Origin of the sequence: Streptomyces vilmorinianum (genome assembly GCF_005517195.1) — a bacterium.
Classification (GTDB): domain Bacteria; phylum Actinomycetota; class Actinomycetes; order Streptomycetales; family Streptomycetaceae; genus Streptomyces; species Streptomyces vilmorinianum.
In genome coordinates this window covers 966700-981452 of the sequence record NZ_CP040244.1, presented here as the reverse complement: position 1 = coordinate 981452, position 14753 = coordinate 966700, and the positions used below count along the sequence as shown (strand labels likewise).

At 70.5% G+C, this 14753-nt stretch carries 11 protein-coding genes; 6 read left to right on the top strand and 5 right to left on the bottom strand.

Going from position 1 to position 14753, the window contains the following annotated elements:
* Positions 1 to 87 precede the first annotated feature (87 nt).
* From FDM97_RS04725 to FDM97_RS04715, 3 genes are all read left to right on the top strand, one after another.
* Complete coding sequence (locus tag FDM97_RS04725) at positions 88 to 1320, top strand: LCP family protein (protein WP_137989005.1); 1233 nt, start codon at positions 88 to 90, stop codon at positions 1318 to 1320.
* A 238-nt stretch (positions 1321 to 1558) separates the two neighbouring features.
* A complete protein-coding gene (locus tag FDM97_RS04720) occupies positions 1559 to 3295 on the top strand; it encodes an LCP family protein (protein WP_137989004.1) in 1737 nt (578 codons plus the stop codon).
* A 33-nt stretch (positions 3296 to 3328) separates the two neighbouring features.
* Positions 3329 to 5065 (top strand): LCP family protein, encoded by a 1737-nt coding sequence (locus tag FDM97_RS04715; RefSeq protein WP_137989003.1) that lies wholly within the window; start codon positions 3329 to 3331, stop codon positions 5063 to 5065.
* Between the two features lie 84 nt (positions 5066 to 5149).
* Here the strand turns inward: FDM97_RS04715 and FDM97_RS04710 are convergent, their stop codons facing one another.
* The gene (locus FDM97_RS04710) at positions 5150 to 6166 is read right to left on the bottom strand and encodes a glycosyltransferase family 2 protein (RefSeq protein WP_137989002.1); all 1017 of its coding nucleotides are present in this window, start codon (positions 6164 to 6166) and stop codon (positions 5150 to 5152) included.
* Between the two features lie 126 nt (positions 6167 to 6292).
* Between FDM97_RS04710 and FDM97_RS04705 the strand changes: the two genes are divergently transcribed.
* Positions 6293 to 7759 (top strand): LCP family protein, encoded by a 1467-nt coding sequence (locus tag FDM97_RS04705; protein ID WP_463408237.1) that lies wholly within the window; start codon positions 6293 to 6295, stop codon positions 7757 to 7759.
* A gap of 86 nt (positions 7760 to 7845) precedes the next feature.
* Here FDM97_RS04705 and FDM97_RS04700 read toward each other — a convergent pair whose 3' ends face one another.
* Positions 7846 to 8379 carry an acyl-CoA thioesterase gene (locus FDM97_RS04700; RefSeq protein ID WP_137989000.1) on the bottom strand — a complete coding sequence of 178 codons (534 nt, stop codon included), beginning with the start codon at positions 8377 to 8379 and terminating at the stop codon, positions 7846 to 7848.
* A gap of 119 nt (positions 8380 to 8498) precedes the next feature.
* On the opposite strand from FDM97_RS04700, the gene FDM97_RS04695 reads away from it, so the two are divergent.
* Positions 8499 to 9749 carry an LCP family protein gene (locus tag FDM97_RS04695; protein WP_175439035.1) on the top strand — a complete coding sequence of 417 codons (1251 nt, stop codon included), beginning with the start codon at positions 8499 to 8501 and terminating at the stop codon, positions 9747 to 9749.
* A gap of 84 nt (positions 9750 to 9833) precedes the next feature.
* On the opposite strand, the gene FDM97_RS04690 is transcribed toward FDM97_RS04695, so the two are convergent.
* Positions 9834 to 10451, bottom strand: coding sequence for a hypothetical protein (locus tag FDM97_RS04690; RefSeq protein ID WP_137988999.1), 618 nt, complete (start codon positions 10449 to 10451; stop codon positions 9834 to 9836).
* 166 nt (positions 10452 to 10617) lie between these two features.
* Positions 10618 to 11790: an acyl-CoA dehydrogenase family protein gene (locus tag FDM97_RS04685; RefSeq protein ID WP_284440280.1), complete on the bottom strand. Its 1173-nt coding sequence runs from the start codon at positions 11788 to 11790 to the stop codon at positions 10618 to 10620.
* A gap of 129 nt (positions 11791 to 11919) precedes the next feature.
* Between FDM97_RS04685 and FDM97_RS04680 the strand changes: the two genes are divergently transcribed.
* Complete coding sequence (locus tag FDM97_RS04680; RefSeq protein WP_137988997.1) at positions 11920 to 13248, top strand: UDP-glucose dehydrogenase family protein; 1329 nt, start codon at positions 11920 to 11922, stop codon at positions 13246 to 13248.
* A 505-nt stretch (positions 13249 to 13753) separates the two neighbouring features.
* On the opposite strand, the gene FDM97_RS04675 is transcribed toward FDM97_RS04680, so the two are convergent.
* Positions 13754 to 14677 carry a membrane dipeptidase gene (locus FDM97_RS04675; RefSeq protein WP_137988996.1) on the bottom strand — a complete coding sequence of 308 codons (924 nt, stop codon included), beginning with the start codon at positions 14675 to 14677 and terminating at the stop codon, positions 13754 to 13756.
* Between the last annotated feature and the right edge of the window lie 76 nt (positions 14678 to 14753).

Sequence of the window (14753 nt, the reverse complement as noted above, 5' to 3'; positions counted from 1 at the left end):
CCGCACCCTTGCCGCACAACCAAGCGCCGGGTTCGGCCGTCTACGTCTGCGAGCGGCGGCCCCGGCGCGCCGCCGACGCCGTGAAGGATGGACTCAGACGTGACGGACCGTGCCGACGAGACGCCCAGCACCGACGGAGAGTCCGTCACCGCGGAGGGCGAGCCCCGGCGCAGGCGTCACTGGCTGCGCTGGACGGCGCTCGGGGTCTCGGTGGTCGTGCTCGGCGCGGCGGGTGCCGGCTGGTGGTTCTACCGCAAGCTGGACAACAACATCACCACGGACACCGGCGCCGCCGAGGAGCTGCTGAAGTACGAGAAGGAGCGCCCCACGGCCGCCGCGCTGGGGGCGCAGAACATCCTGCTCATCGGCTCCGACACCCGTTCGGGCGCCGGGAACACCAAGTACGGCCAGGACAAGGGCACCCAGCGCTCCGACACCACGATCCTGCTGCACATCTCGGCGGGGCGGTCGAGCGCGACGGCGGTCTCGCTGCCGCGTGACCTGATGGTGGACATGCCCACCTGCCGGAAACCGGACGGAACGCGCACACGCGAACAATTCGCCCAGTTCAACTCGGCCTTCGAGATCGGCGGCACGGCGTGCACGATCCGCACGGTCGAGCGGCTGACCGGGATCAGGATCGACCACCACATGGTGATCGACTTCCGGGGCTTCAAGAAGATGGTCGACGCCGTGGACGGGGTGGAGATCTGCCTCAAGGAGCCGATCGACGACGCCGACGCCCATCTGAAGCTGCCGGCCGGGCGCCAGACGCTCCACGGCGAGCAGGCGCTGGGCTTCGTACGGGCCCGCAAGTCGCTCGGCAACGGGAGCGACACGGAACGCATGGACCGCCAGCAGCAGTTCCTGGGCGCCCTCGTCAACAAGGTGCAGAGCAACGGCGTCCTGCTGAATCCGGCCCGGCTGTACCCGGTCCTGGACGCGGCGACCAAGTCGATCACGACCGACCCGGGGCTCGCCTCGCTGCGGGACCTGTACGGCCTGGCGCGGTCGATGCGGGCCATCCCCACGGAGAAGGTGCAGTTCCTGACCGTGCCGCGGCGGCCGTACTCGTACAACGCGAACCGGGACGAACTCGTACAACCAGAAGCAAGTCAGCTCTTCAAGCAGCTGCGTGAGGACAAGCCCGTCACCGTCACACCCGGCAGCGAGGCCTCGACGCCGACACCGACGGCGACACCGGCCCCCACGCCGACGGACACGGACAGTGACGGGAAGCCGGACGACGCGGGCTCGCCGAGTCCGATGCCGACACCGACCTTCACGGGGCGAAACGCGGCGGACGGAGTGTGTACCTAGGGGAGGGTGAGTAAAGGACAGTCCAAGGGGAGGCCTGTGCTCGATGAGGTTTGGGCAAATTGCCCGGTTGTAAGGGGCGTGGAATTTGTCACGGACGTCGCCCCACGCTGAACTGGGCGGATAGTGTGACGCGATCCGGTGCTCCCGACCGCGTGGTCGCGCACTCAAACGGATCGAACGACCGAGCGCCCGCCGGGGGAGGCGCCTCGCGTGGCACCGACGGAGGATTCAAGTAACCGTGGACGCGCACAGCCGTGGACGGGCGGATGAGATCGACCCCGCCGACCAGTGGGTCCTCAACCCGCAGACGGGCAACTACGAACTGCGACTGAACCACTCCGCTGGGCAGTCACCGTCCCACCCGCGCAGCGCCGCCACCCCCGGCCCGAGATCCGCGGAGGGCGGCCGCGCGGCCCAGCGCTCCCGTACCGCCACCGAGGCGCCCGTACCCGGTCAGCGCCGCCGCCGCGCCCCCGAGGGCCCGGGCGGCGGGCAGCCGCCCGTGAGCCGGCGCAAGCGCAAGCCCGCGAAGTCCAGGAAGAAGAAGGTCCTGCTCTGGACCGGCGGAACGTTGGCCCTCGTCCTCGTCGCCGGCGCGGTCGGCACGTACGTCCTCTACGACCAGCTGAACGACAACATCACGACGGTCGACGTGGCCGGCGCGGGCAGCGGCGGCTTCAAGAAGGACCAGGCGATCAACATCCTCGTCATCGGCACGGACAAGCGGACCGGCGAGGGCAACGGCGGGTACGGCGACAAGAGCAGCGTCGGCCACGCCGACACGACGATCCTCTTCCATGTCTCCAAGGACCGTACGAACGCCACCGCCATGTCCATCCCCCGGGACCTGATGACGGAGATCCCGGCCTGTGAGACCAAGCAGGCGGACGGCGACGTCCAGACGATTCCCGGCACGTCCCAGGACCGCTTCAACAACAGCCTCGGCCAGTCCGGCCGCGACCCGGGCTGCACCATGCGTACGGTCAAGAAGCTGACGGGACTGACCGTCGACCACTTCATGATGGCCGACTTCAACGCGGTCAAGGAGCTGAGCACGGCCGTCGGCGGGGTCAAGGTCTGCGTGGAGAAGGCCGTCAACGACAAGAAGTCCCATCTGAAGCTGCCGGCCGGAGAGTCCACGGTCCAGGGTGAGCAGGCCCTCGCCTTCGTCCGTACCCGCTCCAGCTTCGGCAACAAGAGCGACCTCGACCGGATCAAGATCCAGCAGCAGTTCCTGAGCTCGATGATCCGCCAGATGAAGTCCAACGAAACCCTGACGAGTCCGGGCAAGCTCCTCGACCTCGCCACGGCGGCGACGAAGGCGCTGACCGTCGACACCGGCATAGGAAGCATCAAGAAGCTCTCGGCACTGGCCGAGGAGCTCGCCAAGATCGACACGAAGAACATCACGTTCGCCACGCTTCCGGTCATCGACAACCCGGACGAGCCCACGCCGATCACGGTCGTTCCCGACCCGGTCAAGGCCCCGCAGCTCTTCGCGATGCTGCAGTCCGACACCTCGCTCACCGAGGTGAAGAAGAAGGAGCAGGACGCCAAGAACGCCCAGGCGCAGGCGCAGGCCGCCCTGCTGAAGGGCGCCCGCTCCACCGCGCGCGAGGTGCGGGTCGACGTCTACAACGGCAGCGGCATCCAGGGCGCGGCACAGTCGACGATCAACTGGCTGCAGAACGAGCAGGGTGTGACGAGGTCGACGAACAAGAGCAACGCCCCTGAGAAGGCGGCCAAGACCACGCTCACCTACGCACCGAACCAGGCCGACCAGGCCCGCAAGCTCGCGGACCTGATGGGTCTGCCGGCCACGGCACTCAAGCCGGGCACGCAGGACGCCGGGGAGCGCGAGCCCATGACGCTCGTCCTCGGATCCGACTTCAAGGGCGCGGGGGTGCCCATCACCGGTCCGGCAAAGGCGCCGGAGGGTGCTCAGACCGCAGACAAGCAGGTTTGTGCCGCGTGATCCGAGAACACCGGGTCACGGGGCACGCTTGAGATGAGGGGACCAGGGGTGGGACAGAGCAGCGTGCGTAGGGAGGGGACGCGTGAACGCGTGCCGCACGCCCGCGATTTGGGCTGGGACGAGAGTCTCTACGGTGGCCAGGACGCGGGTGCCGGGACCAGGACCGAGGACCGCGGCGCCGGCGGGGGCGGTGGCGCCGGCGGTGGCGAGGCCAGTACGAGTCACCGGCGCAAAGGGCCGCGCAGGCGTGCCAGGAAGAGCGGCAAACGCAAGATATTCCGCTGGGTCGCCGCGACCCTGTCCCTGCTGATACTCGGGACGGCCGGCGCCGGATACCTGTACTACAAGCACCTCAACGACCAGCTCCGCGGCGGCAGCCGCGCCGGCGGCGAGAGCGGCGTGAAGAAGGCCGCGCCGAACGCGCTCGGCGACACCCCGCTCAACATCCTGCTGATCGGCTCGGACAGCCGCGCCGACGACAAGAACGTGGCGCTCGGCGGCGGAAAGAACCTCCGGGACAGTCCGCCGCTCGCGGACGTGCAGATGCTTCTGCACATCTCGGCCGACCGGAAGAACGCCAACATCGTCTCCATCCCGCGCGACACGATCGTCAAGATCCCGGAGTGCAAGGGCCCCGACGGCGAGACCTACGCGGCCACCACCACCAAGCCGATCAACGAGACGCTGGGGCGGGGCGGTCCGGGCTGCACGCTGACCACCTGGGAGTCGATCACCGGGGTCTACATCGACCACTGGATGATGATCGACTTCGCGGGAGTGGTCGCGATGGCGGACGAGGTCGGCGGCGTCCCGGTCTGTGTGAAGACCGGTGTCCACGACAAGCCCACCAGGACGGTACCGGGCGGCTCGGGCCTGAAGCTGCCCCAGGGCACCACCGAGATCAAGGGCAAGCAGGCGCTCCAGTGGCTGCGCACCCGGCACGCGTTCGGCAACGACCAGAACCGCGCCAAGGCCCAGCACATGTACATGAACGGCATGATGGAGAAGCTCCAGAAGCAGAACGCCTGGACGGACACCGGCCGGCTGACGGGTCTGGCCGAGACGGCCACGAAGGCCCTGACGGTCTCCGACGAGATCAAGTCGGTGGCCAAGCTCTTCGATCTGTCGATGCAGCTCAAGAACGTGAAGCTCGACCGTCTCACGACGGCGACGGTCCCCACCACGGAGTGGTCCCAGAACAAGGACAAGCTCGTGATGGTGGAGCAGTCCGCCGACAAGATGTGGGCGATGCTCCGCGACGACGTCGCCTTCGACAAGAACGGCGACGCGGCCGGCGCCAAGCCGACCGCGTCCGCGTCCGCCTCCGCGAAGCCCAAGGGCCCGGTCGCCGAGACTCCGGCCACCCTCGGCGTCACGGTGATCAACGGCACGAACGGGAACAACGAAAGTGCCGTAGAGGGCCGGGCCCGCTCCATGGCCGAGACCCTGCAGGTCAAGGGCTTCACGCGGGCCGAGGCCTCGCGGAGCGCCGAGCCGCGCAAGGACACCGTGGTCAAGTACCCGAAGGCGGACGGCGATCAGGGCAAGGCGAACGCCCTGTCGGTGGCCAAGGCCCTCGGTCTGCCCGACTCCGCGGTCCGGGCCGACGCCGAAGCGCAGAGCATCACTCTCGTCATCGGTGCGGACTGGCGTGAGGGCGACACGTACAAGAAGCCGAAGACCGAGGCGGGCGACCTGCCGGAGGGCGCAAGCGACAAGGTCGATTGCATGGACATCTACTCCGTGTACCGGTGGGACGGGAAGAGCTGACGCTCCCCCGCACACGACGACGGCCGGGCCCCTCGCAGGGGCCCGGCCGTCGCCGTACGCGTACCCGTAGGCGTACGGGAAGGGTCAGACCTTCTCGGTCCTCACCGCCGGGCGCTTGCTCGCGATGACCTTCTTCGCGAGCGCGCGCGGGCTCGTCAGGAAGCCGTAGCCCCAGGACATGTGCATCGTCGCGAGGGCAACCGGGATCCGGAGGCGGGCCTTCAGGGGGAGGCCCCTGCCCGCCGGGAGCGAGCCCGCGGTGATCGCCGCCAGATAGCCGGCCGGGATCACGAAGCCGAGCGGGGTGAGCACCGCGCCCACGACCAGGCCGGCCGCGATCGCGCAGACGGCGGTCGGCGGCGCGAGGTAGCGGAGGTTGATGGAGCCCTGGTGGTAGCGGGCCACCACATGGCGCCAACGGCCGTAGTCCTTGTACTGCTTCGCCAGGGCGCGCACGTTCGGCCGCGGCCGGTACTGGACGCGCAGCTCGGGCGAGAACCAGATCAGGCCGCCCGCCTCGCGGATACGGAAGTTCAGCTCCCAGTCCTGGGCGCGGATGAACTCCACGTTGTAGCCGTCCTGCTGCTCCAGGGCCTCGCGGCGGAAGACACCCAGATACACGGTCTCGGCCGGGCCGGCCTCACCACCGGTGTGGAAGGCGGCGTTTCCGACGCCGATCTTCGAGGTCATCGCGGCGGCGACCGCGTGCTCCCAGTCGTTCTCGCCCTCGGCGTGCATGACGCCGCCGACGTTCTGCGCGCCGGTCTCCTCCAGGAGGCGGACGGCGGTCGCGATGTAGTTCGGCGAGAGCATGCCGTGGCCGTCGACCCGTACCACGATCGGGTGGCGGGAGGCCTTGATCGCCGCGTTGAGGGCGGCGGGCGTGCGGCCCGTGGGGTTGGGCACGGTGTGGACCCGCGGGTCTTCTCGTACGAGCTCGGCGGCGATCTCGTCGGTGCGGTCCGTGGAGGGGCCCAGCGCGATCACCACCTCCATCTCGCCGTCGTACTCCTGCTCGAGGATGTGACGGACCGAGTTGCGCAGGTGCCGCTCCTCATTGAGGACCGGCATGATCACGGAGACGGGGGGCGTGGCGTTCATCGTCGGCCACGTTACCGCGAACGGGGGACACGAAGCGCGTCACGGGGATCGGTGCACCCTTGCGCTGATCGTATGGGCCTACGGTGCTCACGGTTCCCCTTGTCACACCCGCGGAGGTGTCCCCCGGTGCCCACACCGCCCCGCACGCCCCGTCCCCGACCGGCAGCCCGTCCCGTACCGGCCCGCCGCGTCAGACGGGCCGAGCGGCCGCGGTGGGGCATGCGGACGGCGACGGCCCTGTCCGTGCTGGTCCTGGGCGCGGGCGGAATCGGCCACGCGGTGGTCACCAGTCTGGACACCGGGATCACCCGGGTCGACCCGTTCAAGGACATGAAGAACCGTCCCCAGGCCGGGCACGGCATGAACGTGCTGGTCGTGGGCACGGACGGGCGGGACAAGATCACCGCGGAGGAGCGGAAGGCGTACCGGCTCGGCGGTGAGCCCTGTCACTGCACCGACACCGTGATGCTGGTGCACATCAGCCAGGACCGGGAGCGGGCGAGTGTGGTGAGCCTGCCCCGCGACTCGTACGCCGAGATGCCCGAGCACGTGGACGAGACGACCGGCGAGCGGCACCAGGCGCACCCGGTGAAGCTGAACGCCGCGTACGCCGAGGGCGGGCCCGGGCTGACGGTGCGGACCGTGGAGAGCATGACCGGCGTCAAGATCGACCACTATCTGGAGGTCGACTTCACCAGCTTCATGCGGACGGTCGACGCGGTCGGCGGGGTGCAGATCTGTACGACACGGCCGATGAAGGACGCGTACACCGGGCTCGACCTGGCGGCCGGGACGCATGAGCTGACCGGCGGGCAGGCGCTGCAGTACGTGCGCTCGCGCCATGTCGACGGGGCGGCCGACATCGGCCGGATCCAGCGCCAGCAGCGCTTCCTGGCCGCGCTGATCCACCGGGCGACCAGCAGCGGGGTGCTGCTCAACCCGGTGCGGTTCCGCGCGGTCGCCACGACGATGCTGAGCTCGGTGCGGGCCGACCGCGGCTTCGGTACGGAGCAGATGCTGGCCCTCGCCAAGGCGATGCGGGGCTTCACGCCGGCGTCCTCGGAGTTCGTCTCCGTGCCGCTCGGGGACCTGAGCTTCCCGGTGAAGGGCATCGGCTCGACGGTGAAGTGGGACGCGCCCAAGGCGCAGAAGCTCTTCCAGTCCCTGCGCGACGACCAGCCGCTCGCCCCGCACCGGGCGGCGGCGAAGGGCCGGCCGCAGACGGCGGTGGTCGACGTCGCGCCGAAGACGATCCGGGTGCAGGTCTACAACGGGACGCGGACGGACGGTCTGGGCCGCAAGGTGGACGACGCGCTGCGGGCGACGGGCTTCGACACGACCCGGGCGCCGCGCACCGGGGACGGCCCGGAGCGGGTGCGCACGCTGGTGGAGTACGACCCGGGCTGGGACCGCTCCGCGAAGTCGCTCGCGGCGGCGCTGCCGGGGGCGGAGCTGAGGGCGGTGCCGGGGCGGGGCGGGACGATGCGGGTGGTTGTGGGCGCGGAGTACAAGGGGGTTGTGCCCGTGCGGGCGGCGGAGACTTCGAACGGGCCGTTCGAGACGGTCACCGGGGACCAGGTGGTGTGTCCGTAGGCACCGGGCCTCGGGGTGCGGGGGACACGGAGCGGACGCGCCCGCAGGGGCGCCGTTCCGTTGTGCCCACGACGGGGCCGGCGAGGTCAGTCCTCGTAGCCCTCGGCCGCGCGGCGCTCGCGCAGGTCCTTGATCGCGCGGCGGCGGGCCAGGCGGTGGGTGCGGCGGATCTGGGCCTCCTGGTAGCGGCGCTTGTCCTGCTCGGTCTCCGGGAGCACCGGCGGGACCGGGCGCGGCTTGCCGTCGGCGTCGACCGCCGCGAAGACCAGGTAGGCGGAGCCGACCTGCTGGGCGGGGGTGGACTCGTTCCAGCGCTCGGCCATGACCCGGACGCCGACCTCCATGGAGGACCGCCCGGTCCAGTTGACCTGCGCCTTCACATGCAGCAGATCCCCGATCCTGACCGGCTCCAGGAACACCATCTCGTCCATGGACGCCGTCACCGCCGGCCCGCCGGAGTGCCGGCCCGCGACAGCGCCCGCCACGTCGTCCACCAGCTTCATGATCACGCCGCCGTGCACCGTACCGAGGAGGTTGGTGTCGTGGCTCGTCATGATGTGGCTGAGGGTGGTGCGGGACGCTGAGGTGGGCTTGCCCGGGATATCGCCCTGATCTGTCATGCCCTCCACCTTATGCCGGGTCCCGGGCACGTCCTCTTTGCATCAGCTTGGCAACAGCGCCGGCCCGATTCCCCACCCGGCCTGTCGGCCCGTGGGGCGTGACCTGCACACTGGTCCGCATGAATGACTGGCCCGATGGCCGCGGATACGGCCGTGGCAGCGAGAACCCGCAGCCCGAAGGCGCTCGCCGCATGCGCCACGTCCAGCGTCCACAGGTCCCGCAGCAGCCGCCTCGGTACGACCAGGGTTACAACCCGAACTTCACGCAGCAGCAGGCCTCCGGGTACGACAGCGGCTACAGCACCGGCCAGGTCTACGGCGCCCCGCAGGGCGGCGGCCACGGGACCGTGCCCCCGCAGTACGCCCCGCCGCAGCCCGGGCGCCCCGCGCCCGACTGGCGCCGCCGCATCAAGATCGGCTCGATCGTGCTCGTCGTGGCGGTCCTCGGCTGGAGCGTCGGCACGTACGCCTGGGCGAGCTCCCAGATGCGTAACGAGGTCGATCTGGGCAAGGTCATCGAGCGGCCGGCCGAGGGCGACTGCACGACGTATCTGATCGTCGGCTCGGACAGCCGTGAGGGCATGTCGGCCGAGGAGAAGAAGAAGCTGCACACCGGTTCCGCCGAGGGCAAGCGGACGGACTCGATGATGATCCTCGCGGCCTGCTCCAGCGGGAACACCATGGTCTCGCTGCCCCGCGACTCCTGGGTCACGATCCCGTCCTTCGTCGGCTCGGAGTCGGGGAAGAAGTACGGGGCGCGTGGCGGCTCCAAGCTGAACGCCGCGTACGCGATGGACGGCCCGGAGCTCCTGGTCCGCACGGTCGAGTACAACACCGGGCTGCGCATCGACCACTACGCGGAGATCGGCTTCGCCGGCTTCGCGAACATCGTGGACGCGCTCGGCGGTGTCGAGCTGAACATCGAGAAGGGCTTCAAGGACAAGAAGTCCGGCGCCGACTTCCAGGCGGGCGAGCAGACCCTGAACGGCGAGCAGGCGCTCGCGTTCGTCCGTACCCGGTACGCGTTCGCCGAGTCGGACCTCGCGCGGACGAAGAACCAGCAGAAGTTCCTCTCCGCCCTGGCCAACCAGGCGGCGACCCCGGGCACGATCCTCAACCCGTTCAAGCTGTACCCGACGCTGGGCGCCGGTCTGGACACGCTGATCGTCGACAAGGACATGTCGCTGTACGACCTCGGCAAGATGTTCTTCGCGATGAAGGGCATCAGCGGCGGTGACGGGAAGTCGATGAACATCCCGATCGCGGGCAGCGCGCCGCAGGGCTCGCTGAAGTGGGACATGCCGAAGGTGAAGCAGCTGGTGCAGCAGATCCAGAACGACGAGAAGGTCACGGTCACGTCGGACCGCTGAGCCTGCGCCTGCGCCTGCGCCTGCGCCTGTCGTACGTGAAGGGACCCGCCGGTCGGAAGATCCGAACCGGCGGGTCCCTTCGCGTCATCCGGCGAGCGGCCGCAGGAACCGCTGCCGGCCCTGCTCGTCCTGGACGACGATGAAGCCGGCCGCCTTGAGCCGCTGGGTGATCCGCCCGCGCCGCAGGTCGTTGATCCGGAACGCGACCGTCAGGAACGCGGCGAGCAGCCCGCCGCCGATCAGCGCGGCGAGCCACTTCCCGTCGATCAGCAGCACGAGGACGAGGAGGACGAGTCCGGCCCAGGCGACCGCGGGCTGGGCGCCGTTCGCCGCCCTGGCCAGCACGTCGTACGCGATCCGGTCCTTCGCGTGCGCGACCGCCCGCTCCTCCCCGGGCCGCGGCGTCATGGTGCCCGGCTTCAGGGTGGGCACGGCGCCGCCGTTGCCGGCCTGCGGGAACGCGGCGAGCGTGGCGGCCTCGCGGGCGCGCGCCTCGGGGCTCGGGTCGCGGTACATCCGTACGACCACGGTCTGCCGGCGCGGGCCCTGGCGGGAGGCCTCGCCGTACTGGAAGCCGTACTGCTCCAGGAGGTGCACCTGCACCGCGAGCGTCCCGATCCTGCCCATGTGGTGCCGCAGCTCGATGGCGTCCTGCGTGGCGACCTGCCGCAGCAGTGCGGCCACCTGTCGATCGTTTGCCATGCCCTGTCCCGCCCCTTGTTCGCGTGTGCGCGTGTGCCCGTGTGCGCGTTGATGCGGCAGGGAGCGTAACGAGAGGGAGGGGCGGACCGGAATCCGCCCCTCCCTTAAGTCCCTGCGGGTTCGGTCCTGCGGGTTCGGTCCTGCGGGTTCGGTCCTGCGGGCCTGCCTACGGGAGGTTGCGGGCCATGACGATGCGCTGGACCTGGTTGGTGCCTTCGTAGATCTGGGTGATCTTGGCGTCGCGCATCATGCGCTCGACGGGGTAGTCGCGGGTGTAGCCGTAGCCGCCCAGGAGCTGGACGGCGTCGGTGGTGACCTCCATGGCGACGTCGGAGGCGAAGCACTTGGCCGCGGCGCCGAAGAAGGTCAGGTCGCCGTCCACGCGCTCGGACTTGGCGGCGGCGGCGTAGGTGAGCTGGCGGGCGGCCTCGAGCTTCATGGCCATGTCGGCCAGCATGAACTGCACGCCCTGGAAGTCGGCGATCGGCTTGCCGAACTGCTTGCGCTCCTTGACGTAGCCCTTGGCGTAGTCCAGGGCGCCCTGGGCGATGCCGAGGGCCTGCGCGGCGATGGTGATACGGGTGTGGTCCAGGGTCTTCATCGCGGTGGCGAACCCGGTGCCCTCCGCGCCGATCATCCGGTCGGCCGGGATACGCACGTTGTCGAGGTAGACCTCACGCGTCGGGGAGCCCTTGATGCCGAGCTTCTTCTCCGGCGCGCCGAAGGACACGCCCTCGTCGCCCTTCTCCACCACGAACGCGCTGATGCCCTTGGAGCGCTTGTCGGGGTCGGTGACGGCCATCACCGTGTAGAACTCCGACACACCGGCGTTGGTGATCCACCGCTTCACACCGTTGAGCACCCAGAAGTCGCCGTCGCGCACCGCGCGGGTCTTCATCCCGGCCGCGTCCGAACCGGCGTCCGGCTCCGACAGGCAGTACGAGAACATCGCCTCGCCCTTGGCCAGCGGGCCCAGGTACTTCTTCTTCAGCTCCTCCGAGCCGGACAGGATCACCGGCAGCGAGCCCAGCTTGTTCACGGCCGGGATCAGCGAGGACGAACCGCACGCGCGGGCGACCTCCTCGATCACGATCACCGTCGCCAGCGCGTCCGCGCCCGCACCGCCGTAGGACTCCGGCACGTGGACCGCGTGCAGATCGGCCGCGACCAGCGCGTCCAGCGCCTCCTGCGGGAAACGGGCCTCCTCGTCGACCGCCGCGGCGAACGGCGTGATCTTCGCCTCCGCCAGCGCACGGACCGTCTCCCGGAGCATCTCGTGCTCCTCGGACGGGCGATACAGGTCGAAATCAGCGACTGTGTTCTTCCCCGCTGGCGCCACGATCTCTCACTCCCACGTCTGCTAACTACCGTTAAGTAACCCAAATGGTAGGGCGTGGCCGAGCCACCGGCCAGGCCCCGACTATGCTCGGGCAGGCATTTCCCGTCCCGTACGCACAGGGAGTCCTCTATGGCCCTCAAGATCTCCGTGATCGGCACCGGCTACCTCGGCGCCACGCACGCAGCGGCCATGGCGGAGCTCGGCTTCGAGGTCCTCGGACTCGACGTCGTGCCCGAGAAGATCGAGATGCTGGCCTCGGGACGGGTGCCGATGTACGAGCCCGGGCTCGAGGAGCTGCTCTCCCGGCACATCGCCGGGATCGAGGGGTCGACGGGCCGGCTGCGGTTCACCACCTCCTGGGAGGAGGTCGGCGCCTTCGGCGATGTGCACTTCGTCTGCGTGAACACTCCGCAGAAGCACGGCGAGTACGCGTGTGACATGTCGTACGTGGACGCGGCCTTCACCTCGCTCGCGGGCGTGGTGCGGTCGGGCGCGCTCGTCGTCGGCAAGTCGACCGTGCCGGTCGGCTCGGCCGAGCGGCTGGCGGAGCTGCTGCCGGACGGGGTCGAGCTGGCCTGGAACCCGGAGTTCCTGCGGGAGGGCTTCGCCGTGCAGGACACGCTGCACCCGGACCGGGTGGTGGCGGGTGTGCGCAGCGAGCGGGCGGAGAAGACGCTGCGCGAGGTGTACGCCGGGCCGATCGGGGACGGTTCGCCGTTCGTGGTGACGGACTTCCCGACGGCGGAGCTGGTGAAGGCCGCCGCGAACTCCTTCCTCGCGACCAAGATCTCCTTCATCAACGCGATGGCGGAGGTCTGCGAGGCGGCGGGCGGCGACGTCGCGAAGCTCGCGGAGGCGATCGGCTACGACGAGCGGATCGGGGCGAAGTTCCTGCGGGCCGGGATCGGCTTCGGGGGCGGGTGCCTGCCGAAGGACATCCGGGCGTTCATGGCGCGGGCGGGCGAGCTGGGCGCGGACCAGGCGCTGACGTTCCTGCGGGAGATCGACTCCATCAACATGCGGCGGCGCGGCCAGATGGTCGAGATGGCGCGGGAGGCGCTCGGCGGCGGTTCGTTCCTGGGCAAGCGGGTGGCGGTGCTGGGTGCGACGTTCAAGCCGGACTCGGACGACGTACGGGACTCGCCGGCGCTGAACGTGGCGGGCCAGATCCACCTCCAGGGCGGTCAGGTGACCGTGTACGACCCGAAGGGCATGGAGAACGCGCGCCGGCTCTTCCCGACGCTGGCGTACGCGGAATCGGCGCTGGAGGCGGTACGCGGGGCGGACGTGGTGCTGCACCTGACGGAGTGGCGCGAGTTCCGCGAGGCCCTGGACCCGGCGGAGCTGGCGGAGGTGGCGGGCGCGCGGGTGATCCTGGACGGCCGCAACGCGCTGGACGGGGCGCGGTGGCGTGAGGCGGGCTGGGTGTACCGGGCGATGGGGCGTCCGCGGGCGTAGTGACTGGCGGGGGCGGTTTCCCCCACCCCGCCCCTTCCCGAAACCCTGCCGGGGGCTGGTGGGGGTAGAGGTCGATCCGGGGGCTGCGCCCCCGTCCCCCTCCGGGGCGGCAGCTTCGCGCCGCGCGGACGGGCAGGGGCACCGCGCCCGTAGCCCGCGGAGACGGCGGGCTCGCGCCGCGAGGAGGGGGCGGGTGGGTTTGTGGCCCCGGGCCCCGCCGAAGCGGCAACCGCGCACCGAGAGAACGGGCGGCCACACCTGAGGAGCAGTCAGCCCCGCCGACGCGGCAGCTTCGCGCCGCCGGCAACGCGCGGCCGCAGTCCGCGGAGGCGGAGGCTCGCGCCGTGAGGAGCGGGTGGGTGGGTTTGTGGCACCAGGCTCCGACGACGTGGCAGCCGCGCACCGTGTGGCGCCTGACAGGAGCAGTTGGCCGCCGTCGGGGCGGCGGCTTCCCGTGGCCCCCGCCCCGGGGGCGGGGGGGGCTCGGGTGGAGGGTTGCTTGTCGTCAGGCTGCTCGGCGGTGGCGGGTGGTGCGGGAGAGGAATTCTGTTTCGCGGAGGGCTCGGGTCGGGTTGGTGTGGGCGAGGGCGACCAGGTCCGGGGCCGGCCAGGCGCGGTGGAGGAGTTCGGCGACGAGGGGGGCGTAGCCGTCGGGCGGGGACGTCGTGTGGGAGAGGCCCACGCAGTGCGGGCCCGCCAGCGTGCGGACACGGTCGAAGGCGTCGGCCGTCGTCTGTACGTCGTCGGTCACCGGGAGCATGCAGACGCCGCCGTTCTCGCCGAGCAGGCGCAGGACGTCGTCCGGCAGCTCCTGCGGGTCCGCGCGGGTCAGCAGGACCGGGGCCCTGGTGAGTGCGAGGGTCCGGCGGATGGTTTCCGGGTCGGCCCCGGCGAGGTCCACGATCAGGCCGAGCCGGTTCATCTCCCGTACCGCCTCGCGGGCGAAGCCGTCGAAGCGGGTGAGGTTGACGGCCCGTACCCCGAGCGCGTGGTACGCCCTGAGCGCGGCGAGCGAGCCGCCGAGCGCCGACCAGCTCACCGGGCCCAGAAGCACCGCGACCCGCCCGCAGTTGACGGCGTGCGCCATCTCCGCGGTGCTGTGCGCGAGGCGCAGGTCCTCCGGGCACGCGGCCACGAGGGCGTGGATCGCGTCGATCCGGCGCAGGGTGCCGATCACGCCCTCGTCGGGATCGACGCGCAGGGACCAGAGCTGTGCCCCGGCCTCCGCCGCCCGCACCGGCGGAAGGTCGTCCGGGTCGAACACCCGGGGTGGTTCCGTGTGCCCCTCGACGACGGCCTGCGCCGCGAGCAGGGCCCGAGCACGGGTCAACTCATCGAGGGGCCGTGGTTGTTCAGGGGTGTCGAGCTCACCGGAAGCAGCGCCGGCCCGCGCGACGGAGAAGGGGTGGTGATCATCAAGATCTGCCATGGTGTAACTCCGAACTGAACGAGGCAGTACCGTCCACCGTGGCAGCCTCCCCCTCCTCCGGCACGGCGGGATGAGC

Excerpts from the sequence above, each read along its gene's own strand:
- FDM97_RS04725 (WP_137989005.1), top strand. The coding sequence starts at position 88 with ATGGACTCAGACGTGACGGACCGTGCCGACGAGACGCCCAGCACCGAC.
- FDM97_RS04715 (WP_137989003.1), top strand. The coding sequence starts at position 3,329 with ATGAGGGGACCAGGGGTGGGACAGAGCAGCGTGCGTAGGGAGGGGACG.
- FDM97_RS04710 (WP_137989002.1), bottom strand. The coding sequence starts at position 6,166 with ATGAACGCCACGCCCCCCGTCTCCGTGATCATGCCGGTCCTCAATGAG.
- FDM97_RS04700 (WP_137989000.1), bottom strand. The coding sequence starts at position 8,379 with ATGACAGATCAGGGCGATATCCCGGGCAAGCCCACCTCAGCGTCCCGC.
- FDM97_RS04695 (WP_175439035.1), top strand. The coding sequence starts at position 8,499 with ATGAATGACTGGCCCGATGGCCGCGGATACGGCCGTGGCAGCGAGAAC.
- FDM97_RS04690 (WP_137988999.1), bottom strand. The coding sequence starts at position 10,451 with ATGGCAAACGATCGACAGGTGGCCGCACTGCTGCGGCAGGTCGCCACG.
- FDM97_RS04680 (WP_137988997.1), top strand. The coding sequence starts at position 11,920 with ATGGCCCTCAAGATCTCCGTGATCGGCACCGGCTACCTCGGCGCCACG.
- FDM97_RS04675 (WP_137988996.1), bottom strand. The coding sequence starts at position 14,677 with ATGGCAGATCTTGATGATCACCACCCCTTCTCCGTCGCGCGGGCCGGC.